The organism is Massilia norwichensis (genome assembly GCF_024753245.1).
Taxonomy (GTDB): domain Bacteria; phylum Pseudomonadota; class Gammaproteobacteria; order Burkholderiales; family Burkholderiaceae_D; genus Telluria; species Telluria norwichensis.
Genome location: NZ_JANUGX010000001.1, coordinates 179,732 through 206,007 on the forward strand (window position 1 = coordinate 179,732; position 26,276 = coordinate 206,007).

29 protein-coding genes are annotated in these 26,276 nt (G+C 67.8%); 2 read left to right on the plus strand and 27 right to left on the minus strand.

The window, feature by feature from the left end; translation table 11 throughout:
- Positions 1-31 precede the first annotated feature (31 nt).
- Both NX782_RS00750 and NX782_RS00755 read right to left on the minus strand, forming a co-directional pair.
- Positions 32-682, minus strand: a complete 651-nt coding sequence (locus NX782_RS00750; protein WP_258843561.1) for a CoA transferase subunit B — start codon at positions 680-682, stop codon at positions 32-34.
- Positions 683-699: 17 nt separating this feature from the next.
- The gene (locus NX782_RS00755) at positions 700-1,398 is read right to left on the minus strand and encodes a CoA transferase subunit A (protein WP_258843562.1); all 699 of its coding nucleotides are present in this window, start codon (positions 1,396-1,398) and stop codon (positions 700-702) included.
- A gap of 137 nt (positions 1,399-1,535) precedes the next feature.
- On the opposite strand from NX782_RS00755, the gene NX782_RS00760 reads away from it, so the two are divergent.
- Positions 1,536-2,066, plus strand: coding sequence for a PAS and helix-turn-helix domain-containing protein (locus NX782_RS00760; protein WP_258843563.1), 531 nt, complete (start codon positions 1,536-1,538; stop codon positions 2,064-2,066).
- Here the strand turns inward: NX782_RS00760 and NX782_RS00765 are convergent.
- The 24 genes from NX782_RS00765 to NX782_RS00880 all read right to left on the minus strand — a co-directional run bounded on the left by NX782_RS00765 (position 1,999) and on the right by NX782_RS00880 (position 22,274).
- A complete protein-coding gene (locus NX782_RS00765) occupies positions 1,999-2,676 on the minus strand; it encodes a 4'-phosphopantetheinyl transferase family protein (protein ID WP_258843564.1) in 678 nt (225 codons plus the stop codon). The genes NX782_RS00760 and NX782_RS00765 overlap by 68 nt on opposite strands.
- Positions 2,677-3,126, minus strand: a complete 450-nt coding sequence (locus NX782_RS00770; RefSeq protein ID WP_308632749.1) for a heavy metal-binding domain-containing protein — start codon at positions 3,124-3,126, stop codon at positions 2,677-2,679. It abuts the gene before it with no gap.
- A gap of 11 nt (positions 3,127-3,137) precedes the next feature.
- Positions 3,138-3,725, minus strand: coding sequence for a hypothetical protein (locus NX782_RS00775; RefSeq protein ID WP_258843565.1), 588 nt, complete (start codon positions 3,723-3,725; stop codon positions 3,138-3,140).
- A gap of 29 nt (positions 3,726-3,754) precedes the next feature.
- Positions 3,755-4,978, minus strand: a complete 1,224-nt coding sequence (locus NX782_RS00780; RefSeq protein ID WP_258843566.1) for a beta-ketoacyl-ACP synthase — start codon at positions 4,976-4,978, stop codon at positions 3,755-3,757.
- The gene (gene fabG, locus NX782_RS00785) at positions 4,975-5,709 is read right to left on the minus strand and encodes a 3-oxoacyl-ACP reductase FabG (protein WP_258843567.1); all 735 of its coding nucleotides are present in this window, start codon (positions 5,707-5,709) and stop codon (positions 4,975-4,977) included. The genes NX782_RS00780 and fabG overlap by 4 nt, the downstream gene beginning before the upstream one ends.
- Positions 5,706-6,164, minus strand: a complete 459-nt coding sequence (locus tag NX782_RS00790) for a hotdog family protein (protein WP_258843568.1) — start codon at positions 6,162-6,164, stop codon at positions 5,706-5,708. The genes fabG and NX782_RS00790 overlap by 4 nt, the downstream gene beginning before the upstream one ends.
- Positions 6,161-7,342: a beta-ketoacyl-ACP synthase gene (locus NX782_RS00795; RefSeq protein ID WP_258843569.1), complete on the minus strand. Its 1,182-nt coding sequence runs from the start codon at positions 7,340-7,342 to the stop codon at positions 6,161-6,163. Before NX782_RS00795 ends, NX782_RS00790 begins: the two co-directional genes overlap by 4 nt.
- A 16-nt stretch (positions 7,343-7,358) precedes the next feature.
- The gene (locus NX782_RS00800; protein ID WP_258843570.1) at positions 7,359-7,910 is read right to left on the minus strand and encodes a DUF3261 domain-containing protein; all 552 of its coding nucleotides are present in this window, start codon (positions 7,908-7,910) and stop codon (positions 7,359-7,361) included.
- Positions 7,903-10,281 (minus strand): MMPL family transporter, encoded by a 2,379-nt coding sequence (locus NX782_RS00805; RefSeq protein WP_258843571.1) that lies wholly within the window; start codon positions 10,279-10,281, stop codon positions 7,903-7,905. The genes NX782_RS00800 and NX782_RS00805 overlap by 8 nt, the downstream gene beginning before the upstream one ends.
- The gene (locus NX782_RS00810) at positions 10,278-10,874 is read right to left on the minus strand and encodes an outer membrane lipoprotein carrier protein LolA (RefSeq protein ID WP_258843572.1); all 597 of its coding nucleotides are present in this window, start codon (positions 10,872-10,874) and stop codon (positions 10,278-10,280) included. Before NX782_RS00810 ends, NX782_RS00805 begins: the two co-directional genes overlap by 4 nt.
- Positions 10,871-11,305, minus strand: a complete 435-nt coding sequence (locus tag NX782_RS00815) for an acyl-CoA thioesterase (RefSeq protein WP_258843573.1) — start codon at positions 11,303-11,305, stop codon at positions 10,871-10,873. The genes NX782_RS00810 and NX782_RS00815 overlap by 4 nt, the downstream gene beginning before the upstream one ends.
- On the minus strand, positions 11,298-12,857 hold the full coding sequence (locus NX782_RS00820) for an HAL/PAL/TAL family ammonia-lyase (protein ID WP_258843574.1): 1,560 nt from the start codon (positions 12,855-12,857) through the stop codon (positions 11,298-11,300). The genes NX782_RS00815 and NX782_RS00820 overlap by 8 nt, the downstream gene beginning before the upstream one ends.
- Positions 12,844-13,797 carry a lysophospholipid acyltransferase family protein gene (locus NX782_RS00825; protein ID WP_258843575.1) on the minus strand — a complete coding sequence of 318 codons (954 nt, stop codon included), beginning with the start codon at positions 13,795-13,797 and terminating at the stop codon, positions 12,844-12,846. Before NX782_RS00825 ends, NX782_RS00820 begins: the two co-directional genes overlap by 14 nt.
- Positions 13,785-14,525: a glycosyltransferase family 2 protein gene (locus NX782_RS00830; protein ID WP_258843576.1), complete on the minus strand. Its 741-nt coding sequence runs from the start codon at positions 14,523-14,525 to the stop codon at positions 13,785-13,787. Before NX782_RS00830 ends, NX782_RS00825 begins: the two co-directional genes overlap by 13 nt.
- Before the next feature lie 2 nt (positions 14,526-14,527).
- A complete protein-coding gene (locus tag NX782_RS00835) occupies positions 14,528-15,604 on the minus strand; it encodes a class I SAM-dependent methyltransferase (RefSeq protein WP_258843578.1) in 1,077 nt (358 codons plus the stop codon).
- On the minus strand, positions 15,598-17,355 hold the full coding sequence (locus NX782_RS00840; protein WP_258843579.1) for an ApeI family dehydratase: 1,758 nt from the start codon (positions 17,353-17,355) through the stop codon (positions 15,598-15,600). The genes NX782_RS00835 and NX782_RS00840 overlap by 7 nt, the downstream gene beginning before the upstream one ends.
- Positions 17,348-17,893, minus strand: coding sequence for a COG4648 family protein (locus NX782_RS00845; protein ID WP_258843580.1), 546 nt, complete (start codon positions 17,891-17,893; stop codon positions 17,348-17,350). The genes NX782_RS00840 and NX782_RS00845 overlap by 8 nt, the downstream gene beginning before the upstream one ends.
- 4 nt (positions 17,894-17,897) lie before the next feature.
- The gene (locus tag NX782_RS00850; RefSeq protein WP_258843581.1) at positions 17,898-18,197 is read right to left on the minus strand and encodes an acyl carrier protein; all 300 of its coding nucleotides are present in this window, start codon (positions 18,195-18,197) and stop codon (positions 17,898-17,900) included.
- Positions 18,198-18,206: 9 nt separating this feature from the next.
- A complete protein-coding gene (locus NX782_RS00855) occupies positions 18,207-18,461 on the minus strand; it encodes a phosphopantetheine-binding protein (protein WP_258843582.1) in 255 nt (84 codons plus the stop codon).
- A complete protein-coding gene (locus NX782_RS00860) occupies positions 18,454-19,227 on the minus strand; it encodes a lysophospholipid acyltransferase family protein (protein WP_258843583.1) in 774 nt (257 codons plus the stop codon). The genes NX782_RS00855 and NX782_RS00860 overlap by 8 nt, the downstream gene beginning before the upstream one ends.
- Entirely contained in the window at positions 19,220-19,984 is a 765-nt protein-coding gene (locus NX782_RS00865; RefSeq protein WP_308632750.1) for a beta-ketoacyl synthase chain length factor, read from the minus strand. Before NX782_RS00865 ends, NX782_RS00860 begins: the two co-directional genes overlap by 8 nt.
- A 257-nt stretch (positions 19,985-20,241) precedes the next feature.
- The gene (locus tag NX782_RS00870; protein ID WP_258843584.1) at positions 20,242-20,658 is read right to left on the minus strand and encodes an acyl-CoA thioesterase; all 417 of its coding nucleotides are present in this window, start codon (positions 20,656-20,658) and stop codon (positions 20,242-20,244) included.
- Between the two features lie 66 nt (positions 20,659-20,724).
- Entirely contained in the window at positions 20,725-21,489 is a 765-nt protein-coding gene (locus NX782_RS00875; protein WP_258843586.1) for an alpha/beta fold hydrolase, read from the minus strand.
- A gap of 8 nt (positions 21,490-21,497) precedes the next feature.
- Positions 21,498-22,274 (minus strand): SDR family oxidoreductase, encoded by a 777-nt coding sequence (locus tag NX782_RS00880; RefSeq protein WP_258843587.1) that lies wholly within the window; start codon positions 22,272-22,274, stop codon positions 21,498-21,500.
- 197 nt (positions 22,275-22,471) lie between these two features.
- On the opposite strand from NX782_RS00880, the gene NX782_RS00885 reads away from it, so the two are divergent.
- Positions 22,472-24,148, plus strand: a complete 1,677-nt coding sequence (locus NX782_RS00885; RefSeq protein WP_258843589.1) for an electron transfer flavoprotein-ubiquinone oxidoreductase — start codon at positions 22,472-22,474, stop codon at positions 24,146-24,148.
- Here NX782_RS00885 and NX782_RS00890 read toward each other — a convergent pair.
- Complete coding sequence (locus NX782_RS00890) at positions 24,133-26,274, minus strand: putative bifunctional diguanylate cyclase/phosphodiesterase (protein WP_258843590.1); 2,142 nt, start codon at positions 26,272-26,274, stop codon at positions 24,133-24,135. The two genes, NX782_RS00885 and NX782_RS00890, sit on opposite strands and share 16 nt — an antisense overlap.
- Positions 26,275-26,276 lie beyond the last annotated feature (2 nt).

The window sequence follows — 26,276 nt, forward strand, 5'->3', positions numbered from 1 at the left end:
GCGGTTTCGTTTGGCGCGCTTGGTTCAGGCTTCAGACTGCCGACACGTCCAGCTCGGCCGTGGTCGCTTCCACCACCTGCTCCTTGCTCACGCCCGGCGCCAGTTCCACCAGCTTGAGGCCGGTGTCGGTGACGTCGATGACGCCCAGGTCGGTGATGATGCGGTCGACCACGCCCACGCCGGTCAGCGGCAGGTCGCACTTCTTGAGGATCTTGTGGCTGACCGAACCGTCCTTGGCGGTGGCGACATGCTCCATCAGCACCACCACGCGCTTGACGCCGGCCACCAGGTCCATCGCGCCGCCCATGCCCTTCACCATCTTGCCCGGGATCATCCAGTTGGCCAGGTCACCCTTTTCCGAGACCTGCATCGCACCCAGGATCGCCAGGTTGATCTTGCCGCCGCGGATCATGCCGAAGGAATCGGCGGAGCTGAAGTATGCCGAGCCCGGCAGCGCAGTCACGGTCTGCTTGCCGGCGTTGATCAGGTCGGCGTCGACCGCATCGTCGGTCGGGAACGGACCGATGCCCAGCAGGCCGTTTTCCGACTGCAGGAACACTTCGACGTCCTGCGGGACGTAGTTCGCCACCAGGGTCGGCAGGCCGATGCCCAGGTTCACGTAGAAACCGTCCTGCAGTTCCTTTGCCGCGCGCGCGGCCATTTCATCACGAGTCCATGCCATGTTCTTGTCTCCTGGTCTTAGCTTGCGCGCACGGTGCGCTGTTCGATGCGCTTTTCCGGCGTCGGGTTATGAACGATGCGGTGCACGAAGATGCTCGGCAGGTGCACCTGATCCGGATCGATCTCGCCGACCTCGACCAGCTTCTCGACTTCGACGATGCAGACCTTGCCCGCGGTGGCGACGTTCGGGTTGAAGTTGCGCGCGGTCTTGCGGAACACCAGATTGCCGGCGCGGTCGGCCATGTAAGCCTTGACCAGTGCCACGTCCGGGTTGAGCGCGCGCTCCATCACATACATCTCGCCGTCGAATTCGCGGGTTTCCTTGCCTTCGGCGACGATGGTGCCGTAGCCGGTCTTGGTGAAGAAGGCCGGGATGCCGGCGCCGCCGGCGCGCAGCTTCTCGGCCAGCGTGCCCTGCGGCGTGAATTCCAGCTCGAGTTCGCCGGCCAGGTACTGGCGCGCGAATTCCTTGTTTTCGCCGACATAAGAAGCGATCATCTTCTTGATCTGGCGCGTGGTGAGCAGTTGACCGAGACCGAAGTCGTCGACGCCGGCATTGTTTGAGATGGCCGTCAGGTTCTTGACGCCGGAGTCGCGCAACGCCAGGATCAGCGCTTCCGGAATACCGCACAGGCCGAAACCGCCCACGGCGATGGTCTGGCCGTCCTGGACGACGCCCGCGAGTGCGGACCGCGCATCTGGATAAACTTTATTCATACCCGTCCCTTTAGTAAGTGATCTGTACAGCAGAGTAGAATTCGAGAATAAAATAGCGACCTGCAAAGCACAATACCGTAGAACTACCGGGCCGCACCGACATGCCATCCAGCGCATCATACGCCATCGATTACGAGATGATTTTCCAGCATGCGCCGGTCGGCATGTGCATCTCGGTCAACCGCATCATCCAGGCCTGCAACCATGCGCTGGCGGATATGTTCGGCTACGACTGCGCCGAGCTGGACGGCAAGTCCTTCGAGGTACTGTACCCGACCGAAGACGAATTCCTGCGCACCGGCGACCGCATCGTCCCCATCATGAACGTCAGGGGACGCTACTCGGACGAGCGGATCATGCGCCGCGCCAACGGCGAACTGTTCTGGTGCCACGTGACGGGCCGCGCGCTCGACCCGCAGCAACCGCTGGGCGCCGGCGTCTGGACGTTCGAGGATGTGAGCGAGAAGCGCCCGGTGACGGCCGCACTGACCCCGCGCGAGCGCGAGATCGCCGCGCTGCTGGTCGAAGGCAAGACCAGCAAGGTGATCGCGCGCGAAACCGATCTGTCGCCGCGCACGGTGGAGATGCACCGGGCCAAGCTCATGAAGAAGTTTTCGGCCTCGACCTCGTCGGAGCTGGTGCACAAGCTGGTGGGGGTAACGCGCTGAGCGTCCTGAGCTCGAGCGCCGGCGGTTTGTCCAGCATCCGCCCGCAGCACAGCACAATCGCCAGTTCCGGCGTCGACAGCTCGAACACCGAGCCTGCCGGCATGTCCAGCTTGAACTGCGCCTCCGCCCTGCTCCACAAACCGTAGAAATCCCGTACGCGGGTTTCTGCAGGACGTGTAGTCAGCCAAGCCTGCCGATCCGCATCGAAAGCCTGCGCAGCCAGCGCATCGATATCGCGGCTCGCGTCGATGCGTTCGATGTCCAATCCGAGTTTCGAGCTGCCGCTCACGGCACAGGCCACCCAGCGGCCACTATGGGAATTACTGAATCCGGCCGCCGGCGCCGAAGGCGACGCCAACAGCGGCGCCGCGCCGGGACGGTCCAGCAGACGGATGGCGGATGGCTCGGCGCCCAGCACGTGGCCAAGCGCCAGGCGGGCAAGCACCCGCCCACCAAGAAACTGGCGCCGCCGCGCCGGACGTTGAAAGCGGACCAGACGCTCCCGCTCCGAGGCATCCAGCCAGGCGGCGTACGAATCCAGCGTCTCGTCCGCCAGCGCATCCGCATCGAGCAGCCAGACCGATGCCCGATGAGGCGCGTCCGCAGTCACTTACTCGGCAACCTTGACGAACTCGCCCTTCAGCGCGACGCCGGCCATGATGGCGCCGGCGTGGCACTCGAACTCGGTGTCGCTCTTGACTTCGACGTTCTTGTAGTTGCTGGCGATGTTGATGACGGCGTTGGCACCGAGCTCACGGGCGCGTTTTTCCATCTGGCGCAGTGCGGACAGGAAGACCCAGTTGCAGGCCTTTTCGTCGGACTTGGCGAAGGCATTCGTCTTCTGGCTGGTCTGGTCCATGCCCATGCGCTTCACGACCGCCGGACTCGGCTGGTTACCGAAATAAAACTTGACCGAGTCGCCCAGGCGCTCATCCGCGGCGGCGCTGGCCAGCGCCTCCTTGATCGGCAACATGTGCTTGCGGTCGTTGGCCTGGGCCGACGTCGCGGCCGCCAGCAGCAGTGCACAGGCGATTCCATACCCCATCTTTGTCATAGCCATCGTTTTCTCCTTTAGTTGTGACGAACAGCCTTGTCGTCGGCGCCGGTCGGGCCGCCCACCGCCTTGTCGTAATTGGCGATGATGTAACCACTGGCCAGGTTGGCCACGCGGGTCAGCATGAGGTTGTCGGTGACGCCCAGGGTGAAGCCGCCGCTGAAAGCCGCGGTGCGCTGGAAGAATTCCGGATTGGCGATCACGTTGCCGTTCTGGTCGCGGAAGCTCACGCGCATCAGCACGCCCGAGCTGCCGGCCAGGGGGCCCAGGAAGACGCGGGTGGCGATGCGCTTGAAGGACAGCTCTTCCACCACCGGTTCGACGGTCAGCACGCTGCCGTCGTTGGGGCGGTTGTTCCATTGCTCGGCCTTCTCGCCCAGGTCCTTGCGCAGGTTCTCTTCGATCTTGGCCAGGCCGGCCTGGCTGCCGTGGTAGCCTTCGCGGAACACGACCGGCTTGACAACGATGCGGCTATAGGCCGAGAACGCCTTGGACGGCGGCGGATTGTCGGTCGACGCGGCCTTGATGCGCGTGGCGCAGCCCTGCATCAAGCCTGCGGCCAGTACAGTGGTTGCCAGCAAAACGGTACGGCGGGTGTTCTTCATCTTTCTCCCTGTTTTGTTATTTGTGGGTACTACCGTTTGAAAATCAGCGACGTATTAATGCCGCCGAACGCAAAATTGTTCGACATGATGTATTCGCAGTCGAGCTTGCGGCCCTCGCCGCGAATATAGTCGAGCTCACCGCAGGCCGGATCGACCTCATCCAGGTTGATGGTCGGCGCGAACCAGCCTTCGCGCATCATTTCGATGCTGAACCATGCCTCCAGCGCGCCGCAGGCGCCGAGCGTGTGTCCCATGTAGCTCTTGAGCGAGCTGATCGGTATACGCTTGCCGAACACCTCGGCGGTGGCCTGGCTCTCGGCCACGTCGCCCTGCTGGGTCGCGGTGCCGTGGGCGTTGACGTAGCCGATCGCGTCCGGGGCCAGGCCGGCGTCTTCGAGCGCCAGCTGCATCGCCACCTTCATCGTCGCCGCGTTCGGCTGCGTCACATGGGTGCCGTCGCTGTTGGTGCCGAAGCCGACGATCTCGGCGTAGATGGTGGCGCCGCGCGCCAGCGCGTGCTCGCGTTCTTCGAGGATCAGGCAGCCGGCGCCTTCGCCGATCACCAGGCCGTCGCGCGCGCTGTCGAAGGGACGCGGCGTCAGGTGGGCCTCGTCGTTGCGCACGCTGGTCGCGAACAGGGTGTCGAACACCGCCGCTTCGGTCGCGTCCAGTTCCTCGGCACCGCCGGCGATCATCGCGATCTGCTTGCCGCTCTTGATCGCTTCATAGGCGTAGCCGATGCCCTGGCTGCCCGAGGTACAGGCCGACGAGGTCGTGAACACGCGTCCGGTCACGCCGAAGAACACGCCGATGTTCACCGGCGCCGTGTGCGCCATCATCTTGATGTAGGTGGTGGCGTTGATGCCGCGTGTGGTGCGCTCTTCCATCATGCGGCCGAAGTCGCCGATCGCGCTCGGCGTGCCGGCCGAGGAGCCGAAGGACACGCCCATGCGGCCGCTGGTGAGCAGCGGATGCTCGAGCAGGCCGGCATCCTGCAGCGCCAGTTCGCTCGCGCGCGTGGCCAGCAGCGCCACCCGGCCCATGCTGCGCTGGGTCTTGCGGTTGAAGCGCTCGGACAAATCGAAGGGTGCGGCCGGCGCACCGAGGCGCGTGTTCAGGCCCTCGTAGCCTTCCCAGTCCGCCATGCGAACGATCGCGTTGCGGTACGCGCCGAGGCGTGCGCGTACGCTGGCCCAATCGTTGCCGAGCGGGCTGATGCCGGCCATGCCGGTGACGACGACACGCTTGTTCATGCCAAACCTCCGTTCACCGAGATCACCTGACGGGTGATGTAGCCGGCGTCTTCCGACATCAGGAAACTGACCAGGGCCGCCACTTCTTGCGGACGGCCGACGCGGCGCGCCGGGATCAGCTTCAGCGCTTCTTCCACCGGCGCCTCGTCGAGCATGTCGGTTTCGATCATGCCCGGGGCCACGCAATTGACCGTGATGTCGCGCTTGGCCAGTTCCAGCGCCAGCGCCTTGGTGGCGCCGATGATGCCGGCCTTCGCCGCGCTGTAGTTGACCTGGCCGCGGTTGCCGATCAGGCCCGAGACCGAGGCCATGGTCACGATGCGGCCCGGCTTGCGGCGCTGGACCATGGGCATGCACAGGGGCTTGAGCACGTTGTAGAAGCCGTCGAGGTTGGTGCCCAGCACCTGGTCCCATTCCTCGTCGAGCATCGCCGGGAAGGCGGTGTCGCGCGCGATGCCGGCGTTGCAGACCACGCCGTAATAACAGCCATGGGCGTCGACGTCGGCCAGCAGCGCGGCGGCGCTGGCGGCGCGGTCGCCGATATCGAACTGCAGCACGCGCGCGCTGCCGCCCGCCGCTTCGATCTCGGCGGCCACCGCATCCGCTTCATCGCGGCGGCTGCGGCAATGCACCACCACCCGGTAGCCATCGCGGGCCAGGCGCAGCGCGATGGCCTTGCCGATGCCGCGCGAAGAGCCGGTCACCAGCACAGTCTTGTCGGTACTACTCATTCGGAACTCCGTTGCAAAAATTCTTCTACATTCTCAGGCTGGAACACGGTGATCGTCGCCGCCGCCAGCTCGGCGCCGCGCTCGGCATCGACGATGCGGCAGTCGAAGGCGCCGAGACCGGTCTCGCCCTGCAGCGCGCAGCGCACGTGGATGTCCAGCGTGCTGCCGGTCGCGAAAGCCGGCACCGCGCAGCTGTAGCGGCGGGTACCGAGCAGGAAGCCGACCCGAACCGGCTCGCCGCGCAGGCGCGCCTTGTAGCCGGCATGCGCGGCCACCGCCTGCGCCATGTACTCGACGCCGACCCAGGCGCCCACCGCGCCGTCCTCGCAGAACAGGGTCTGCGGACCGATCGACACCCGTGCGCTCAGGCTTTCGGCATCGGCCGCCAGCAGCGAATCGAGCAGCGACATGGTCCCGCTGTGCGGCACCAGGGTCTTGATGTCGGGCAGGCTCATGCCGTCCTCCCGAACACCAGGGTCGCATTCGAACCGCCGAAGGCGAAGGAATTGCTGAGCGCCCAGCGCAGCGGGCGGCCCAGGCGCGCGCCGGGCAGCGCCACGTTCAAGGCCGGCAGCGCCGGATCGGGCGCTCCATCCCACAGGTGCGGCGGCAGCCGGCCCTCGGGGTTATCGTCCTGCATGGCGAGCCAGCAGAAGGCCGCTTCGACCGCACCGGCGGCGCCGAGCGTGTGGCCGGTGAAGGGCTTGGTCGAGCTGACCGCGACATCGCCGCCGAACAGCTCGGCCACCGCGCGCGATTCCATCGCATCGTTCTGCACGGTGGCGGTGCCGTGCAGGTTGATGTAATCGATCTGGCCAGGTTCGATGCCGGCGCGCCGCAGGGCTTCGCGCATCGCGATGCGCGCGCCGCCACCCGCCGGATCGGGCGCCGACATGTGGTGGCCGTCGGACGACTCGCCCCAGCCGCACAGCGCCACCGCAGCCGGCTCGCGGCTCATCAGGAACAGCGCCGCGCCCTCGCCCAGGTTGATGCCCTTGCGGTTGGCGCCGAGCGGATTGCAGGGCGCCGGGCTGACCGATTCCAGCGCGCTGAAGCCGGCCACCGTGAACGCGCACAGGGTATCGACGCCGCCGGTGACGACCGCGTCGCACAAGCCCATGCGGATCAGGCGTGCGGCGCTGGCAAGCGCCTTGGCGCTCGACGAGCAGGCGCTCGAATGGACATAGGCCGGGCCGCCGGTGCCGAGTTCGCGCGCAATCAGCTCGGCGGGCGAGCCCATTTCCTGCTGGCCGTAGTGGAAGCCGGCCGGCAGTGCGCCATCCGCCAGCTCGGCCGCCAGCGCCGCTTCGGTGGCTGCCACGCCCGAGGTGCTGGTGCCGATCACGACGCCGACGCGGGCCGCGCCGTAACGCGCGATCGCCGCCTCGGCCGCCGGGCGCAGCTGCGCCAGCGCGGCCAGCGCCAATTGGTTGTTGCGGCTGCGTAGCGGCAGCGGCAGGTGGTCGACACGCGGCAGTGCGACATCGACGCAGCCTACCGGCAGTTCGCGGCCGGGCGAATACGCATCGGAGACGCGCAAGCCGCTGCGCGCTTCCTCGAGCAGGCGCCACGCGACTTCTTCGCGCCCGCTGCCGAGTGCGCACACGATGGCGCAATCGTTCAGGTACTGCATGCTGGGCCCCATTCCCTCATTCTGCGGCCGACTCGACGGTCAGCTGGTATTGGTAACGCACGTTATCCAGCACCGCAGTTCCCTGCCAGCGCGGCGTGCCGCTGTAATCGATGGTGGTCACGACCTTGCCGTCCAGGCGCAGCGTGCGGCGCAGGCCCTGCTCCTCGATGCTCCAGCCGGACGGCAGCGCGCGCGCGATCTCGGCGGCCGGCCACAAGGTCAGCTGCAGGTCTTCGAGCACGTCGGCGGCGCGCACCTGCGCCGGCAGCATCGGATGGCGCCACTCCTTCAGCTCGCGGCCGTCGAAGTCCAGGCTCAGCACGCGCTGGCCGAACGCAAGGCCGACCAGGTTCAGGCGCGCGGCGTCGACTTCGAGCGCGACGTCGAGGTCGTTGGTACTGCCGCCGCGCTGCACGGTCAGGTGCTGCTGCACGCTGATGGGCTGGCCCAGCGTGGCGGGCGCCAGGCGCAGGCCGAGGCGCGCCGGCCCGGCCTTGGGCGCCGTGCAGCCGCCCAGCAGCAGGCCGGCCAGCAAAACGGCCGCAGGAAGCACGGCATACTTAGGCATAGACAGTCTCCGCATGGGTCTCCTCTTCGCTCAGGATGAAGCAAGGCGCGGCCAGCCAGACCAGTGCGGTCCCGGCCAGCATGGTCAGGCCGAAGGCGCGCAGCGCCGGGGTGCCGCTCAGTGCCAGCAGTCCGAAGGACAGCAGGGTATTGGCCGCCGACAGGCCGACCGCCAGCCAGGGCGCATCGCCGTCCTTGCCATGCCGCTCCTGCATGAAGATGCCGTAGTCGACGCCCACCCCGAGCAGCAGCATCAGGGCCAGCACGTGAAAGAGCTGCAGGCTCTGGCCGCTCAAGCCGAGCAGCGCCAGGGTCAGCACGCTGGCCGCGGCGGTCGGCGCCAGCACGCGCCAGGTACGGCCGCGGTAGCGCGGGAACAGCACCAGGTAGACCAGCGCATAGGCACCCAGCACCACCCAGCCCATGTAGGCGCGGTAGCGTCCCAGCACGGCCGAGATGCCGCCGACCTTGTCGACCCACTGCACGCCTTCGAGGCCCTCGGCGGCGCGTTCGAGTACCGGAATCGAGGCATAGCGCATGCCGCGGAGCGCGACGATGCTGGCGCGCACGCCGCCGACTTCGCCGATCCACAGGTGGCGCCACGGCTCGCTGGCCGGGGTGCGCAGGAAGGCATCCGGCGACATCGGCGCGGCCCGCGACAGCAGATGGGTGCGGGTCGCCTCGACCCAGCCGCGGTCTTCGCCGACCTGCTGTGCCAGCGCCGCCAGCGGACCCTCGGCGCCGAGCAGGCGGCCTTCCACCAGCGCCAGGCGCTCGCGCTGCGTCTGCGCCGACGGCACCCAGTTCGACAGCGCCTGGTAGCCGGCGATATGGCCCTGGGCGATCAGCGGATCGAGCTTGCGCTTGAGCGCCTCTTCGCGCTGCAGCACCTGCTGGTCGGTGGCGCCGCGCACCAGGTAGTACTGCACCGGGCTCGGGACGTCGAGCAGCTTGCCCAGCTTGATCTGGTCCTGCACCAGTTGCGGCGGCGAGGATTGCAGCGAGCGGATGTCGTCGTTCACGGTCAAACGCATGCAGCCGAGCAGCGCGCCCGCGCCGAGCAGTGCCAGCAGCGCCAGCGTGGCCGGGCTGGCGGAGACGCGCGGCCAGCGCGCGGCCAAACCGGTGTAGCGCCGCGCCAGCCAGCCGGCCCGCATGTCGCGCGCCTTGACCAGTGCCGGGAACCAGCAGGCCACGGTCAGCCAGGCGAACACCAGGCCCAGCGCGGAGAAGACGGCCATGTGGCGCAGACCGGGGAAAGGCGTCAGCGCCAGGCCCATGTAGCCGATCACCGCCGCCAGCAGGGTCAGGCCCAGGCCGGGCAGCAGGCGGCGCAGCAGGCGCGGCGAATCGAGGGCGGGGTCGGCGCCCAGCCGGTGGCAGAGGAAATAGATGCCGTAATCCTGGGCCACGCCGATCAGGCTGGCGCCAAACACCAGCGTCAGCAGGTGGATGCGGCCGAACAGCAGCCAGCACACGGACAGGGCGCCGAGAAAGCCGATGCCGATCGCCAGCAGCACCAGGGTGATCGGCTTGACCGAACGGAAGGTCAGCCAGGTCAGCAGCACGATGCCGGCCAGCGAGCCCAGGCCGATCGTCTCGACCTCGCTGCTGGCCTGGCGCCCGGCCGCCGCGGCGTGCAGCACGACGCCGGCCTTGATCACTTCGACGCCGGGCACCGCGCGCTGCGCAGCGGCACCGGCCTGGTCCAGCAGCGGCACGACCTGGCGCTGCGCCGCCAGCGAAAAGGCCGGCTGTTGCAGGGTATAGGTCAGCAGCACGTATTCGCGCCCCTGCCCCGCCACGAACAGGCGGCCGTCGCGCGGACGCACGGGCGTCTCGCCGGCGCGTTCCTGCATCCAGCCGGCCAGCAGGCCGAAGGGGTCGTCGCGGAAGGCGCCCAGCTTGGGCCCGCCGAAGGCACCGTACAGGCGGCCCAGCGCGGATTCGAGCCAGAAGCCGGCCGGCTGCTCGCGCAGCTGGTTTTCCTGCTCTTTGCTTATCAACAGCGTCGCATGCGCCTGCAGGCCGTCCAGCCAGCCCGCCTGGACTTCGTCGCCGGCCGCGTCCAGGCGCAGCAGGTCCGCATGCGGCGCCAGCGCCGCGCTCCAGGCATCGGCGGCGCGCCGCGCATCGTTCCATTCGGCGGCGCCGACCAGGATCACCACGCGCTGCTGGGCGCTGTCGACCATGTGCGTAAAGGATTGCTGCAGCACCGGGTCGCGCTGGTCGGCCGGCAGCAGCGCCAGGATGTCGGTGTCCGGCACGATGCGCTTGCCCAGCCACAGCCAGGCGTTGTGGCCCACCAGCAGGCACACCACCAGTGCCCACAGCAGCGCAAGATGTCGATGCGGGCGCTTATGCGTGATCAAAACAGGGCCGCCTCTTCAGGCAAGACGGCGCCGGGGCCGGTCTTGATGTCGGAGAAGCTGATGTCGGTGCGGTCGCCGCCCTGCTCCACCATGTGGATGTTGCGCACATAGGCGTCGCCGTCCAGCGAGATCGCGCCGATCGCCCGCGCCAGCGCCGGGCTGCGCGCCTTCAGCGACACGTTCCAGGATTTGGCGGTGGCCTTGCCGTCGACCTCGAACAGGGTTTCGAGCTGGCCGAGGTCGCCGCCCAGCAGCGAGAACAGCACGCCGTTGATCATGCGTACGGTCGGCTCCTGGCTCGCTTCCAGGCGCATTGCCACGCGCTCGCCCTGCAGGTGCACGATCTCGTCGCGCGACAGGCGCAGCGTGTTCGGGAAGGGTTTCAGGGTGCGCCACAGCACGCCCTTGCCGGCGACCACGCAGAAGCGTCCGTTCGAGGCCAGCGGCTTCTTCATGCCGGCCAGCTGCTTGGTCTGTTCGAAGCGGCCGCACAGCTGTTCGGGCTTGGCCAGCATGCCCTGGATGGTCGCGACCGGTGCCGCGGCCTGGGCGCCGCTCGCCGCCAGCAGCAGGCCAAAGAGGATACGTTTCATGGTGCTTGCACTCCCAGCTTTTCGAAAAGGACGGGCGGCGAGACGAAGCACATCTCGCGGCTCGCGATGTCGACCGCGACCTGGGTCGTGGTCGCGCGGTTGATGCGCTTGCCGGTCTCGGCATCGCTGATCAGGTAGTCGATGCGCAGCGCGTTCTCCCACTCGACGATGTCGGCGCGAACCAGCAGGCGCTGGCAGAAGGTGGCGGCGGCCACGTAGCGCAGGTTCATCTCGATGATCGGCCACATGTAGCCCGATTCCTTCATCTGCGGGTAGTTGTAGCCGATCTTGTCGAGCAGCGCGCAGCGCGCGATCTCGAGGTATTTGGCGTAGTTGCCGTGCCAGACGATCTCCATCGGGTCGAGGTCGTAGAACTGCACCTGCACCTCGACTTCGGCGCTCCAGCGCGAGGCGGGCTTCAGCTTACGCATACAGGCTCCAGGCCTGGTCGCGGATGCGTCCCAGCAGCAGATGCAGTTCCGGGTCGAGGCGGCGGTCCTCGGTGATCGGCTCGACGTCGGCGCCGAGCAGGTCGAGCATGCGCGCCAGCGGCGCCGGCAGCCCGCGCGCCGGATCGAGCCGGCGGCGCAGCCACACGCCCTGGCGCACGGTGATCAAGAGCGCCGCAGCCACCTGTTCCGTCAGCTCCAGCACACGCAGGCAGTCGCGCGCGGCGATCGTACCCATGCTGACCTTGTCCTGGTTATGGCATTCGGTGGAACGCGAGAACACCGAGGCCGGCATGGTCAGCTTCAGGGCTTCGGCGGTCCAGGCCGAAGCGCTAATCTGCAGCGCCTTCAAACCGTGGTTGATGGCGGCGCGTTCGCCCGTCATGCCGGACAGATTGGCCGGCAGGCCGGCGTTGTAGCGCGCATCGACCAGCAGCGCCATCTGGCGGTCCAGCAGGTCGGCCAGGTTCGCCACCGCGTTCTTCATGCCGTCCATCGCGAAGGCGATATGGCCGCCGTAGAAGTGGCCGCCGTGCAGCACGCGCTCGCCTTCGGCATCGATGATCGGATTGTCGTTGGCGCTGTTCAGCTCATTCTCGATGGCGCTGCGGAAGAAAGGCAGCGCATCGGCCAGTACGCCGATGACGTGCGGCGCGCAGCGGATCGAATAGCGGTCTTGCAGGCGCTTGCCGTTGCGCTCGAGCTGGCCGGCATATTCGAGATCCTGGCGCAGCCAGGCGGCCACGTTCTGCATGCCGGCATGCGGCTTGACCGAGAACAGGGTCTCGTCGAAGTGATGGTCGTTGCCGTCCAGGGCGAAGGAAGCCAGCGCGGTGATGCGGGTCGTCAGGCGCGCCAGGTAGTCGGCGCGGTCCCAGGCCAGGCAGGCCAGGCCGGTCATCACGGCGGTGCCGTTCATGATCGCCAGGCCTTCCTTCGGGCGCAGGCGCAGCGGGGCGATGCCGGCCTCCGCCAGGGCCTGCGCGGCCGGCACGGTCTGGCCGTCGCGCAGCACTTCGCGCTCGCCGCACAGTACCGCGGCCAGGTAAGACAGCGGGGTCAGGTCGCCGCTGGCGCCGACCGAGCCTTCGCTCGGGATCAAGGGCAGCAGGCCGGCGTCGAACAGGCGCACGATCTGCTCCAGCAGCGCCACGCTGACGCCGGAAAACCCCTTGGCCAGCGAGGCCAGGCGCGCGCCCATCACCGCGCGCGTCTGCGCCGGCGTCAGGAACTGCCCCATGCCGCAGCCGTGGTAGGTGTACAGGTGGTGCGGCAGCTCGGCCACCAGCGACAGCGGCACCGTCACGGTGCAGGAATCGCCGTAGCCGGTCGTCACGCCGTAGATCGCGCCATCTTCGCGCAGCAGGCGGTCGAGGAAGTCGGCGCCCTTGGCGATCGCGGCGCGGAAGGCCGGATCGTCGGACAGCGTGGGATGGGCGGTGCCGCGCGCGATGTCGACGATGTCTTCCAGCGCCAGGCGCTCGCGGTCGAAGCGCACCGTGCGCTTGCGGGTGTTGAGGTCAGTGAGCTGCATTTGCGCGTTCCGATCCGGTTACATGCCAAAAGTCGTAGAAGTTGAACCACTCCAGCGGCGTGCGCCGGACGTGGTGTTCGAGCCGGCGGGCATAATCGCCGGCCAGTTCGGTCAAAGCGGCATCGCGTCCGCGGCGCGGCAGGCTGACCCGCTCGCGCAGCAGCTCGAAATGGAGTTCGTGGCCACCGTCGCCGCTGCGGGTGGCGAACATCGCGTAGGCCGGGCAGCCCAGCACGGAGGCCATGACCCAGGGGCCGACCGGGAAGGCGGCCTCCTGGCCCAGGAAGGATGCGAGCGCGACCCGCGGATTGCTGGACACCGGCACGCGGTCGCCGGCGATCACGACGAACTCGCCGCGGGCAATGCGTTCGGACAGCTGCATCGCCATCGCCGGGCTCATGTCGGTCACCTGCATCAGGTTCAGCTGGCTGCGCGGGTCGAGCCTGGCGAGCATGTCGTTGAAGGCCTGGGCATGGCGGGTATGCACCAGCACCGTGACCTTCAGGCCGGGCGTGCGCAGCGACAGCGCGCGGCACAGATCGAGATTGCCCAGGTGCGAACAGACCAGCAGCGCGCCCCTGCCCTGCTCGACCATCTCGAGCAGCGGCGCGGCGCCATGCAGGCGCACGCGGCTGAAATCGAACAGGCCGCCCCACAGCAGCATCTTGTCGAGGATGGCCTCGGCAAAAGCGCCGAAGTGGCGCGTCACGCCAAGCACGCCGTGCGGCGCGCCGACGCGCGCCAGGTAGCCGCCCGATGCGCGCCGCGCACGCGGCTGGGTCAGCACGTACCACAACAGCACCGGGTACAGCACGACGCGGAAGGGCCAGCGGCCGAACACGCGGCAGACCCAGAACAGCAGGCGCATGCCGGCCACGAAGCTGGCCTCCTCGATCGCGGCCCAGTGGCGCGTGTCCGTGGCTTTGTTCAGGTACGCCATTTGCGGCCCAGGAGCGAAGGCACACGCGGCAGCATGCCGAAGAACAGGGCCACGTGCAGGCGGGTGATCAGGACGTTGTCGGTCCAGGCCTTGAAATGCGATACGCCGTCTTCCGGATAACCGACCCGGGTCGGCAGGTTGACGACCTCGACGCCGTCCCAATACAGGCGCACCAGGATCTCGATGTCGAAGTTCATGCGCAGGCCGAGCTTGCGGCGGTGCGCCAGCGCCAGCACCGGTGCGACCGGATAGACACGAAAACCGCACATCGAATCGCGGATCGCCAGCGACAGCGTGTTGATCCAGACCCAGATGTGGGTCAGGTAGCGCGCATACAGGCGCAGCGCCGGCACCGACTCGTCGTACAGCGGGCAGCCCGCCACCACCGCTTGCGGACGCGCGCGCGCGGCGTCCAGGAAGCGCGGGATGTCGGCGACGCTGTGCTGGCCGTCGGCGTCGACCTGCAGCACGTGGCTGTGGCCCTCGCGGGCGGCGCGCGCGAAGCCGGTCAGCACCGCCCCGCCTTTGCCCTGGTTGATGGCGTGGCGTTCCAGCACCACCTGGCCCGGATGTGCGGCAGTCAGGCGGTCGAGCTCGGCCGCACAGGCGGGCGAGCTGCCGTCGTCGACCAGGATGCAGGGCAGGCCGTGCGCGAGCACCTGCCCGAGCACCTTGGCGATCGCATGCTCGTGGTTGTAGACCGGGATAACGACGCAGGGATGGAACATGCTTATTCCGCCTTCCCGAAGCGCAGCAGCGAATGGCAGTAGCCGATGCCGTCGCGCGCGGTGAGCAGCTTCAGGCCGGCCGCTTCGGCCAGGCGCACATAGTCCGTGCTCTCGTAGACCTTGCTGTTGCCGCTGGCCAGATTGTTGAAGTACGGCGAGGTATTGATCAGGCAGTAGGCCGCGATGTCGTAGCGCTGGCGATCCCAGAAGGTGTCCATCACCAGCACCTGGCCGCGCGGGCCCAGCGCCGCGGCGACGCGGCGGAAGATGCTGGCGATCGCCGCTTCCGAGAAGCAGCTCAGGAACTGGCTCATCCAGATCAGGTCCATATCGGACGGCAGCGCCGCGGCGGCGTCGAGCAGATCGATCGGATGCAGGCGCGCGCGTTCGCGCACGCCGGCGTCGGCCAGCGCGCGCTCGGCCACCGCCAGCTGGCCCGGCAGGTCGACCAGGTGCATCGCGACCTGCTGGTCGAACGCCAGTGCCGCCAGCGTGAACTTGCCGGTGTTGGCGCCGATGTCCATCAGGCGCCGCGGCGCGGTCGCGAACACGTCCGGCATGATGGCCGGGAACGAGGTGTCCGAATACAGGTGGTCGAAGGCCAGCCAGCTGCTGCGCGCCGGCTCCGGCAACTGGGCCAGGCCCTGGTACAGCGTCGGCCAGTCGCCGAACACCTTCAGGCCCAGCGGCTGCTCGGCGTCCAGCGTGCGCTCGAGATCGAACATGGCCTGGTAGCAGACGTCATGGTTGAAGTCGATATTGACCTGGGTGATGGTGTCGGTCAGGATCACGAAGCCGGCCTTGTCGAGCGCGTAGCGGCCTTCGTTCAGGTAGACCACGCCGGCCGACATGCAGGTTTCCAGCACCACCTTCAGGACGTAGACGGTCCAGCGTCCGCTGGCTGCCAGCTCCTCGACCGACAGCCCGCGCTCGCCGGCATCGGCAATCGCTTGCAGCATGCCGCGCTTCCAGGCATAGCGCACGCACTGGAACACCACCGGGCCGAAGGCGATCTTCTGCGCTTCGAAACGGGCTTCGAAGGCGCTCTGGCGCTCCGGCGAAAACTTCTTGTTCAACATGTGCGATCGGCTCCCAGCAGGACGCGGCCGCTCGCATGCGCGCCCGCCTCCGAGAAATAACGAAAATTCAGGCTGCCCTTGGCGGCGTCGTGCACGAGCTCCAGCTGGACCGGCTGTTGCGGCCGGATCATCTGCTGGAACTTCAGCGCGGCCATGCCGGTGATGCCGGCATCGATGCCGAACCAGCGGCGGCCGTAGTGGATGGCCCAGTCGACCTGCACCACGCCCGGCAGCACCGGCGCGATGCTGAAATGGCCGTCGAAGTACAGCAGATCGGCCGGCACGGTCAGTTCCAGCAGCATGCGCGCGGACGATTCCTCCAGCACGCGCAGCGCCGGCCAGCGCGGACGCGCTTTCAGTCCCGCCTCCAGCTTGCCCACCGGCTTGTCCTCGAGCAGGGCCAGCAAGGCGGCCTGGGTGGTCTTGCCCTGGGCGTTGACCGGCAGCGCGTCCAGGTAGCGCCAGCGGCGCGGCAGTGCCACCGCTTCGGTCGAGGCGCCGAGCAGGGCGCGCAGGCGCGCGTTCATGGCCGGCTTGCCCTCCCGCGCCAGCAGCCCCGCGCCGTCCCCGTTCGGGACCACGAAGGCGGCCAGCAGCTGGCGCCCGCCATCGAGGCCAGGACAGGCCAGCACCCGCGCTTCGCGCACCAGACCGCCGGCCAGCAGCGCGCTCTCGATCGCATCCAGCGAGACCCGCTTTTCCTCGATCTTGACGATGCGGTCGGCGCGGCCGCGCAGCACGAAGCGCCCTGCCCCGGCATCCTCGACGCGGTCCGGCAGGCGCTGCCAGCCATCCGGGCCGGCGTGGACCGAGTGCACTTCCAGCAGCCCCTGGTCATCGGCGCGCCAGGCCACGCCGGGCAAGGGGGTCCAGCCTTCGTCCGCGCTTTCGCCGCGCTGGCGCCAGGCCACGCCGCCGGTCTCCGAGCTGCCGTAGACCTCGACCGGGGCCTGCCCCAGCAAGGCGCGCGCATGCTGCGAGGCCGCCGCCTCCAGCATCCCGCCCGAGGAGAACACGGCCCGCAGCTGCGCCGCGGCGCCGCTCCAGTCGAGATGCGCCGGCAGGCGCTTCAGGTGGGCCGGGCTGGCCAGCAGCACGCAGGGACGCGCCGCCAGGGCGAGCGCCAGCGGCTCCGGGAATTCATGGCGTTCGGCGTGGATCGCGCGGCCCTCGGCCAGCGGCCACAGGACGCGGAACAGCAGGCCGTAGATATGCTGGTGCGAGACCGTGGCCAGCACTTCGGCATGGCCGAGGCGCGCGCCGAAGCAGGCTTCGAGCGCCTCCAGCTCGCCGGTCAGCTGCGACAGCTGTTTGCGGATCGGCAGCGGCGCGCCGGTGCTGCCCGAGGTGTAGACCACCAGTGCCGGGAAGTCGGGCGCCGGTTCGTGCCAGGGCAGCCGGCAAAGCTCGTCCTCGTCCGGCACCGCCGGCATGCAGGACGGCGGGAACTGGCCCCAGAAGACGCCAGGTGCGGCACCAAGCTCGCGCGCCAGTGCGGCGCAGCTGGCCGGCAGCGTGTCGGCCACCAGCCAGACCGTCTTCCCGGACAGCCATGCGCCCAGCAGCGCCGCCGCGAACTCGATGCTGTCTTCGTGGTACAAGGCGATCTGGGTGGCCTGGGTGCGGCGCCCGAGCGCAGTCCAGGCGCGGGTGCGCGCCATCAGCTCGGCGTGGGCGACGCTGGCAGCGCCACGGCGGCCGGCCAACGCGTCCGGTGCGCGTCCGGCGATGCGGACAAAGAAATCAGACATGGTGCAGCCGCTTGAAACGCATGCGCAGCAGGTATTCGCCGCCGAACATCAGGCCCATCAGGCCATAAGAAACAACACCCGTGTACAGCGACCACAGGGCTTCCGGCGCGTCCAGCGCCAGACCCAGGGCGATACCGCCGTTCACGAGAAAGAACAGGCACCAGGCCTGGGTGACGCGGCGCGTGTAGCCGACCGCCGCCGCCGGCAGTTCGGGTTCGCGCAGGCGCGCGAGACGTTCTACCATCGACGGCCCGGACAGCAGGCTGGCGCCGAAGGCGGCCAGCAGCGCGGCGTTCACCAGGACCGGATACAGCTTGAGCGGCAGCACGGCGTTGGCCCAGACGGCCAGCGCCACCAGCAGCAGCGCGGCCGCCGCCGACCAGCGCGCGGCGGCGCTCAGCTTGAGCGCCGGCAGCCGCGACGCCACGGTCAGCAGCAGCAGACCGGCCAGCCAGCGCGGTTCGAGCGCGCCATGGCCCAGCCAGATCGCCAACGGATACACCAGCGTGAGCGCAGCCGTCAGAACATTCCACGCCACCTCGTCAGGCCGCTTGCGGTTCCGCCTGCGCGTCGGCGCCCGTCTCGTCGCCGAGGGCGACCAGCGCGTTCACCACGTCATCGATCGTGCGGATCGTCTTGAACACTTCCGGGCGCAGGCGCTTGCCGGTCAGCTGCTTCAGGTGCACCGCCAGGTCGACGGCGTCGATGCTGTCGATATCGAGGTCGGTGTAGAGGTTCGAGGCCGGCGTCAGTTCGGCGCGGTCCAGTTCGAACATCTCGGCCAGCAGGTCCGCCACCCAGCCGAACAGTTGGTCGCGGTTCATCTCATTCAGGGCTACCATGGCCTTCTCCTACTTCTTGCGGTTAGCTTCAATCATCGCTGCGAGCGCGCGCACCGATGCAAAATGGCGGCGCGTCTCCTGCGACTCGGGCGGGAGCGTGATGCCGTAGCGCTTCTGCAGCGCGACGCCGATTTCCAGGGCATCGATCGAGTCCAGCCCCAGTCCCTCGACGAACAGCGGCGCCTCGCTGTCGATATCGGCGGGGGCGATCTCCTCGAGCTGCAGGACATCGACGATCAGTTCCTTCACTTCCTGTTCAAGCATGGTGCTGGCCTTCTTTCATAAAATAATGTTGCAGGTATTCGGTGAGACGGCGCGCGGCCAGCACGTCGGTCACACCGGGACCGGTAAAACGCTCGATGCCGATGTCGTCGCCGACCTCGATGCGAAAGCTGGCCTGGCGCGGCGGCACATGCCACCACTTCTCGCCCTTGCCCAGCGTCGGCGGCTCGCAGGAGATCCGCACCGGCGTCACGGCGCGGGTGCCGCGCACGGCGATGTTGGCGGCGCCGCGCTTGAGTTCCATGGTGCCGCAGCGCGGCGTGCGCGTCCCTTCCGGGAACACGATCAGGTTGCCGCCGGCACCCAGCGAGGCGATGCAGTCCTCGACCAGTTCCGGACCGCGGTCATTGCAGATGTAGCCGGCGGCACGCACCGGCCCGCGCGTGAAGGGGTTGTTCCACAGGCCGCCCTTGACGATGCAGTCGGCGTTGGGCACGAAGGCGATCAGGAACACGGTATCGATCAGGGTCGGGTGGTTCGCCAGGATCAGCTGGCCTTCGCGGTCCAGCTTGTCGAGGCCGCGCACTTCGTAGCGCAGCACACCGAGTCCGCGCATGATGCCGACGAAAGTCCGGAAACTCAGGCGGATCACGGCGCGCGCCGCCCTGACCCTGGTCCGCGGTTCGCGCAGGCACAGCGCCAGCAGCGGAAACACGAGCACGCGCAGCAGCAGGCCGCCGAGGCCGAACAGCATGAAGCTCAAGCCGGTCGCGAGCACGCGCCAGCCGAGGAACAGCTTCTCAAGCATTGCGGCTCCAGGTCCAGCGCTTGCCGGCCGCGTGGCGCACCAGCGCTTCGCCGCCGAGCTGGAAGCGCAGCACCTCGAGTGCGCCGGGCGTGTTTGAAGCCGGGGCGTCGGGCTGCGGCGCCGCGCACCAGCCCAGGCGCACCGGGCGCTCGCCGGCCGGTACCATCGCCCAGGCAAAGGCGAAAGGCTGTTCTTCGCAGTCCTCGAAGGCCGAGAGCAGCGCCGGCAGCGGGGCGTCGCAGGCGACCAGCAGCACCATCGGTGCGCCATCGGCCAGCAGGCCGCAGGCTTCGATCACCGCGTGTTCGAGCGTGGCCGTACCGGCTGCCAGCGCCACGTGGTTGGCGCGGTCGGCGCGCGCGATCGAGAACAGGCCGGCGCTGGCATTGTGGACGGCCAGCCCGAAGGCGGTCGGCGACAGCGGCTCGCCGCGCGCCAGCTCGCCCAGCAGCCCGACCGCACGCGCGACTTCGCCATGGCGCGAGCAGAACACGGTGGGCACATCGGCATCCTGGCCCAGGCATTCGTAGGCCACTTCGAGCGCCATGCGGCCCAGGAAGCCGGCACGGCGGCGCAGCATCGCCGGCATCGCCGCGACCTTCGGCTCTTCCTCGCCGGCCAGCGGCCAGGGTTCGCGCGCCCACGCCGCCCACTGTTCGGGCGAGGCCACGCCGGGCGCCCAGGCGGCGTGCCGGGCGATGGAGAATGCGAGCTCGTTATCGAACATGGTCAGGAAGCGGAAGTGGTGGAAAATCAATCGTGCGGCAGGCACAACTAAATGTAATTATAATTGTTGGTTTTGCCTGTTGGAACTGCATTGCGAACTGGAAAGCATTTTTGCAACGACCTGGATCAATACTTGCGAAGAAAAAAGACAGCATGGATCCTGGCCAACCGCTTGCGCAGCCAGTCAAGTCGAATGTTTTTTGGGGATGTGTACCCGTCGTTTTACGGCGGGCACCGATGATGCCATAACGTGAGCCCTATAAAACTCACGCTTTGTCACGTCCGCCGTCAGGCCGGCAGGATAGCCTTGAGGTGTTCGGGCAGCGGCACCGACTTTTCTTTCTTGAAATCGATCCAGACGACCTTGCCGCCGCCTTCGGCGTAGACCACGTCCGCCTTGCCCTCGGCGTCCACCAGACTGATCTCGTGGGTGACTTCGAAGCTCGAACGGCCCGGCGCCCCGGCATAGGTGCGCACCTCGATCTCGCCCGGGTACTTCAGCTGCTTGATGAAGGTGCAGTAGGCGGTGACGATCACCGGCCCCTCGCCCTGCATGTTGAACTCGCCCGCCGCCTCTTCCAGGAAGGAGATGCGGCCGCTTTCCATGTAGCGGAAATAGACGGTGTTGTTGACGTGGCCCAGCACGTCCATGTCGCCCCAGCGGATCGCCTGGCGCATCACGTGGACTAATTTCTTCTCGCTCATTGCTGCCTGCTTTACAAAAAAACAGGCATTGTAGTCGTTCGGCCGGCGCCGCGCTCCGGCGTTAACTTAATTGTGGCGGCGCAGGATATCGCCGACCAGGCAACAGAACGCAGCCGGATCCTCGAGCATCATCATGTGCCCGGCCTTCGGCTGCACCAGGCTCTGGGCGGCCAGCGCCAGCACCCATTCGGGGATATCCCAGCCGGAGGCCGACAGTTCGCCGCCCAGCAGGTAGAGCGGCACGCCGCTGCCGAGCACGCGCCGCACCTCCTCGAGATAGCCGGGCGCGCCGGTCGTTTCCAGCACCGAGCGCGCCATCGCCTGGATCGTCGAATACGGCTGGTTGGCGAGGATGTCGCGGGCCCAGGCGACGCGCAGATCGCTGGCTTCGATGCCGATGCGTTCCAGCCAGGCGGCCGGGTCGTCTTCCATCGCGCCGTACTCGGCCGCCCAGTCGGCTTCAGGCATCGGTGCGATGCGCGAGCACCAGAATGCATCCTTCAAGGTGAAGTTGCCCTCCACGCTGATCAGGCCGCGCACCAGTTCCGGCGCCTGCGCGGCCGCCAGCATCATGACCGCGCCGCCGACGCTGTGGCCAAGCAGCCAGGCCGGCTCGCCGACGTCTTCGCGCAGCACCCGCGCGACCTCTTCGGCCTGGCGCTGCAGGTCGATGCCGACGTCGATGCTGCGCTTGGTGCCGTAACCGAGCAGGTCGGGCGTGCGCACGTCCACACCGGGCAAGTAGGCCTGCGGCTCGTAGTAGCTGCCGGAGCCCAGCAGGCCGTGCACGATCAGCAGCGGCGCGCCTGCGCTGCTCACTGAGCTGCTCACTGAGCCGCTCATTGCGCGGTCATGCCGTCGTCGGCGGTGATGATGGTGCCGTTGATGAAGTGGGCTTCCTCGGCCGCCAGCAGCAGGAGCAGGCCGTCGAGGTCTTCCGGCTTGCCGATGCGGCGCCGCGGCAGCATCTCGATCAGCTTCCTGCCCTGTTCGGTGTCGAAGTAATCCTCGTTCATCTCGGTGGCGATGTAGCCGGGGCAAATGGCGTTGACGTTGATGCCGTAGCGGCCCCACTCCACCGCCATCGCCTTGGTCATCTGCACCACGCCGGCCTTGCTCATGCAATAGACGCCGATCTGCGGCAGCACGCGCAGGCCCGCCACCGAAGCGATGTTGACGATGCGGTGCTGCTTCCTGGGGTCGCCCTTGGCGCGCTGGATCATGCGCTTGGCGGTCTGCTGGGCCATGAAGAAGGCGCCGCGCAGGTTGGTGTCCATGATGTAGTTGTAGTCGTCCTCGGTCACGTCCAGCAGGCGCTGGGTGGTCGAGACGCCCGAGTTGTTGACCAGGATGTCGATCGGCCCGGCCTCGGTTTCCGCATGCGCGATCGCCGCCTTGATGCTGGCAAGGTCGGTCACGTCGAGCGACACCACGTGGGCGGCGCCGCCGTCCGCCTCGATCTCGGCGCGCAACTCCTTCAAACGCTCGACCCGGCGCGAGGCCAGCACCACCTGCGCCCCGGCCCCGGCCAGGGCTTTCGCGAAACGCGCACCCAGTCCGCTGGATGCCCCGGTCACCATTGCGATCTTGCCTTCGAAATTGACTTCAATGCCCACGTTGCGCTCCCTGTCACCAAACTCGCCGAAACCGCCGCACGATACTCTGCTGCGAAGACATCATGATTACATACTTAAGCAATTTCGCAGCGTTTAGATTGCCGCATCTAATATCTGCCCTACAATAGCGTGCTGCGTTGCAATCATGAGCAAAAAAGTGCACACTCGTGCTTAAATTTTTCTAACACTATTAAAACATGACTCAGCCCAACAACCTCATCGAACAATACGGTCCGCGCGAAGCGATGGAATACGACGTCGTCATCGTCGGCGGCGGCCCTGCCGGCCTGGCCAGCGCGATCCGCCTGAAGCAGCTGGCGACGGAACAAGGCCGCGAGGTCTCAGTCTGCGTGCTCGAGAAGGGCGGCGAGCTGGGCGCCCACATCCTGTCGGGCGCAGTCATGGATCCGCGCGCGCTGGATGAACTCTTCCCGAACTGGAAGGAACTCGGCGCACCCTTGAACACCCCGGTCACCGAAGACCGCGTGCTGTTCCTGACCGAGACCAAGGCGCATGCGACCCCGAACTTCATGGTGCCGAAGGCGCTGACCAACCACGGCAACTACGTGATCTCGCTGGCCAACGTCGTGCGCTGGCTGGGCCAGCAGGCCGAGGCGCTGGGCGTCGAGATCTTCCCGGGCTTCCCGGCCGCCGAAGTCCTGTACAACGACGACGGCTCGGTCAAGGGTGTCGCCACCGGCAACATGGGCGTGGACCGCCACGGCCAGCCGACCGACGCGTTCCAGCTCGGCATGGAACTGCACGCCAAGTACACCTTCTTCGCCGAAGGCTGCCGCGGCCACCTGGGCAAGCAGCTGATCGCGAAATTCGCGCTCGACAAGGGCAAGGATCCGCAGGTCTACGGCATCGGCATCAAGGAGCTGTGGGAAATCGACCCGGCCATGCACAAGCCGGGCCTGGTGGTCCACACCGCCGGCTGGCCGCTGGACAACGACACCTACGGCGGTTCCTTCATGTACCACCTGGAGAACAACCAGGTCGCGGTCGGCTTCGTGGTGGGCCTGGCCTACCAGAACCCTTACCTGTCGCCGTACGAGGAATTCCAGCGCTATAAAACCCACCCGGAGATCCGCAAGTTCTTCGAAGGCGGCAAGCGCATTTCCTACGGCGCGCGCGCGATCACCGCGGGCGGCCTGCAGTCGCTGCCGAAGACCGTGTTCCCGGGCGGCGCCCTGGTCGGCGACGACGCCGGCTTCCTGAACGTCAGCCGCATCAAGGGCAGCCACGCCGCGATCAAGACCGGCATGCTGGCCGCCGACGCCGCCTTTGCCGCGCTGGGCGAAGGCCGCCAGCACGACGAGCTGGTCAGCTTCCCGGCCGCCTTCGAGCAGTCCTGGCTGCACGAAGAGCTGCACGTGGCGCGCAACTTCAAGCCGTGGATGAGCAAGGGCCTGTACCTGGGCACGATCATGGTCGGCATCGACCAGATCCTGTTCAAGGGCAAGGCGCCGTGGACCCTGCACCACCAGCACGCCGACCACGAATGCCTGCGCCCGGCCGCCGACTTCAAGCCCATCGTCTATCCGAAGCCGGACGGCAAGCTGACCTTCGACCGCCTGTCCTCGGTGTTCATCTCGAACACCAACCATGCGGAAGACCAGCCGGTGCACCTGACGCTGAAGAACCCGAACATCCCGGTCGAGATCAACCTGGCGAAGTACGCAGGTCCGGAGCAGCGTTACTGCCCGGCCGGCGTGTACGAGTTCGTGAAGACCGACGAGGGCAAGGACCGCCTGCAGATCAACGCGCAGAACTGCGTGCACTGCAAGACCTGCGACATCAAGGACCCGACCCAGAACATCGTGTGGGTCACGCCGGAAGGCGGCGGCGGACCGAATTACCCGAACATGTAAATCGGGACCGGCAGTCCGGTTCGTTGGGTGGGCACCCCGTGCCCACCCAACGGTGCCTGGCGCAGGGCAAGAGCCTCCAGTTCGCCCGCCGTCATCGGGTGCCCGAAGATATAACCCTGCGCATAATCGCAGCCGGCGTCCACCAGCAGCGCGCGCTGCGCCGCCGTTTCCACACCCTCCGCCACCATCTTCAGTCCCAGCTTGTGCGCCATGGCGACGATCGCCTCGTACAGCGCCAGCTCTCCGCCCTCCCCGTCCAGGGTCTGCGCCAGCGAGGGGTCGATCTTCACGAAGTCGATGTCGTAGCGCTTCAGGTAGGCCAGCGAAGCATAGCCGGTGCCGAAATGGTCCAGCGCCACCTGCAGACCCAGCATGCGGTACTGCGCCAGCCGCCCGAGCAGGGCATCGGCGCCGCCCTGCAATGCCCCTTCGCTGATCTCCACCACCAGGCTTTGCGGCGGCAGCTGCAGTTCGCGCAGGTAGTCGAGCCAGCCCTGGTACTGGCCGCCGTCGCGCCGGAACTGCACCGGCGACTTGTTCACGCTCACCTGGAAATCCGGACCGATGCTGCGCTGCCAGCGCTGGACCTGGCGCGCCGCTTCGCGAAACACCCAGTCGCCGATCTCGACGATCATGCCGCTGCTTTCGGCGAACGGAATGAATTCGGCCGGCGCCAGCAGCCCGCGCGTCGGATGGCGCCAGCGCAGCAGGGCCTCGGCCTTGCGCACGGCGCCGGTGGTCAGCGACACGATCGGCTGGTAAAGGAGCTCGAACTGCTGCTGCGCGATCGCTTCGCGCAGGTCGGCGGCGATCACCTGGCGCGCCAGCGCCGCCTCCTGCAGGTCGCGGGTGAAGTAGCTGTAGCGGTTCCTGCCGGCGTTCTTCGAGGCGTACATGGCCTGGTCGGCGTGCGAGATCAGGTCGGCCAGCTCGCGCGCGTCGGCGGGATACAGCGCGATGCCGACCGAGGCCGAGATCGCGGCCGCCTCCCCCAGCACGTCGAAGGGCCTGGCCAGCGCCTCGACCACGGCCTGGGCGATGCGGTCGACGCTGCCGACCCGCTCCAGGCCGGCCAGGATCACGGTGAATTCGTCGCCGCCCAGGCGCGCCAGGGTGTCGGTCGCGCGCACGCAGGCCTTCACGCGGCGCGCGGCTTCGGCCAGCAGGGTATCGCCGGCGGCGTGGCCGAGGCGGTCGTTGACTTCCTTGAAGTGGTCGAGGTCGATGAACAGCAGGGCCACGAAGGTGGCGCCGCGATCGGCCTTGCGCATCTCCTGGGCCAGGCGGTCGCGGAACATGTGGCGGTTCGGCAGGCCGGTCAACTCGTCGAAATTGGCCTGGTGCCAGATCCGCTCGGCCGAGGCGCGGCTGCGCGTGATGTCGGTGACCAGCGCCAGGGCGCCGAGGTAGTTGCCGGCGACGTCGAAGATCGGCGTGGTGGCGGCGCTGGTCCACAGCTCCGCACCGTCGCAGCGCAGGAATTTCAGTTCGGCGCGCTCGCCGCGCGCGTGCTGGCGCCGCACGTCGTGGGCCTCGAAGCGGGTCCTGCCCTCCTCGTCCATGAAGCTCACCAGCGGCTGCTCCAGCAGGTCTTCGATCTCGCAGCCCAGCAGGGCCGCCATCTTCGGGTTGACGAAGGTGATGAAGCCGAACGCATCGATCTCCCAGATGCCCTCGTCGGCGCAGTGCACGATGCGGCGGAAGCGTTCCTCCGAGCGTTCGAGCGCGGCCAGCTTGCCGTCGCTCGACTCGACCACGATGCGGCAGGCCTGGCCACTGCCGTCGGCGCTGGCCAGCAGCAGCACCGGACCCGGCGCGCCAAGGTCGGCGCAGGTCATCTCGATGCGCAGGCGGCGCGGCGCGCGGCTGTTGATGGCGGATTCGAAGAAGACGTCGAACTCCTCGCGCCAGTTGCGGCGCACGAAGTCGCGGAAGCGGTGCCCCCTGACCGCGCTGCGCGGCACGCCGATCAGCTGCGCCCCGGCGACGTTGGCCTGCAGGATGCGGCCGTCGAAGGCGACCACGAAATAGCCGCTCGGCGCCAGCAGGTAGAGTTCGTTGAAGTGCGCCTGTTCCTGTTCGTGGCGCAGCCGCTCGGGGCTGACGCCGCTGTCGAGCTGTTGCACGT

Excerpts from the sequence above, each read along its gene's own strand:
- NX782_RS00870 (WP_258843584.1), bottom strand. The coding sequence starts at position 20,658 with ATGAGCGAGAAGAAATTAGTCCACGTGATGCGCCAGGCGATCCGCTGG.
- NX782_RS00835 (WP_258843578.1), bottom strand. The coding sequence starts at position 15,604 with ATGTTGAACAAGAAGTTTTCGCCGGAGCGCCAGAGCGCCTTCGAAGCC.
- NX782_RS00830 (WP_258843576.1), bottom strand. The coding sequence starts at position 14,525 with ATGTTCCATCCCTGCGTCGTTATCCCGGTCTACAACCACGAGCATGCG.
- NX782_RS00885 (WP_258843589.1), top strand. The coding sequence starts at position 22,472 with ATGACTCAGCCCAACAACCTCATCGAACAATACGGTCCGCGCGAAGCG.
- NX782_RS00860 (WP_258843583.1), bottom strand. The coding sequence starts at position 19,227 with ATGCTTGAGAAGCTGTTCCTCGGCTGGCGCGTGCTCGCGACCGGCTTG.
- NX782_RS00800 (WP_258843570.1), bottom strand. The coding sequence starts at position 7,910 with ATGCCTAAGTATGCCGTGCTTCCTGCGGCCGTTTTGCTGGCCGGCCTG.
- NX782_RS00780 (WP_258843566.1), bottom strand. The coding sequence starts at position 4,978 with ATGAACAAGCGTGTCGTCGTCACCGGCATGGCCGGCATCAGCCCGCTC.
- NX782_RS00820 (WP_258843574.1), bottom strand. The coding sequence starts at position 12,857 with ATGCAGCTCACTGACCTCAACACCCGCAAGCGCACGGTGCGCTTCGAC.
- NX782_RS00770 (WP_308632749.1), bottom strand. The coding sequence starts at position 3,126 with ATGGCTATGACAAAGATGGGGTATGGAATCGCCTGTGCACTGCTGCTG.
- NX782_RS00795 (WP_258843569.1), bottom strand. The coding sequence starts at position 7,342 with ATGCAGTACCTGAACGATTGCGCCATCGTGTGCGCACTCGGCAGCGGG.
- NX782_RS00760 (WP_258843563.1), top strand. The coding sequence starts at position 1,536 with ATGATTTTCCAGCATGCGCCGGTCGGCATGTGCATCTCGGTCAACCGC.
- NX782_RS00850 (WP_258843581.1), bottom strand. The coding sequence starts at position 18,197 with ATGGTAGCCCTGAATGAGATGAACCGCGACCAACTGTTCGGCTGGGTG.
- fabG (WP_258843567.1), bottom strand. The coding sequence starts at position 5,709 with ATGAGTAGTACCGACAAGACTGTGCTGGTGACCGGCTCTTCGCGCGGC.
- NX782_RS00775 (WP_258843565.1), bottom strand. The coding sequence starts at position 3,725 with ATGAAGAACACCCGCCGTACCGTTTTGCTGGCAACCACTGTACTGGCC.
- NX782_RS00750 (WP_258843561.1), bottom strand. The coding sequence starts at position 682 with ATGGCATGGACTCGTGATGAAATGGCCGCGCGCGCGGCAAAGGAACTG.
- NX782_RS00855 (WP_258843582.1), bottom strand. The coding sequence starts at position 18,461 with ATGCTTGAACAGGAAGTGAAGGAACTGATCGTCGATGTCCTGCAGCTC.
- NX782_RS00790 (WP_258843568.1), bottom strand. The coding sequence starts at position 6,164 with ATGAGCCTGCCCGACATCAAGACCCTGGTGCCGCACAGCGGGACCATG.
- NX782_RS00840 (WP_258843579.1), bottom strand. The coding sequence starts at position 17,355 with ATGTCTGATTTCTTTGTCCGCATCGCCGGACGCGCACCGGACGCGTTG.
- NX782_RS00755 (WP_258843562.1), bottom strand. The coding sequence starts at position 1,398 with ATGAATAAAGTTTATCCAGATGCGCGGTCCGCACTCGCGGGCGTCGTC.
- NX782_RS00815 (WP_258843573.1), bottom strand. The coding sequence starts at position 11,305 with ATGCGTAAGCTGAAGCCCGCCTCGCGCTGGAGCGCCGAAGTCGAGGTG.
- NX782_RS00810 (WP_258843572.1), bottom strand. The coding sequence starts at position 10,874 with ATGAAACGTATCCTCTTTGGCCTGCTGCTGGCGGCGAGCGGCGCCCAG.
- NX782_RS00825 (WP_258843575.1), bottom strand. The coding sequence starts at position 13,797 with ATGGCGTACCTGAACAAAGCCACGGACACGCGCCACTGGGCCGCGATC.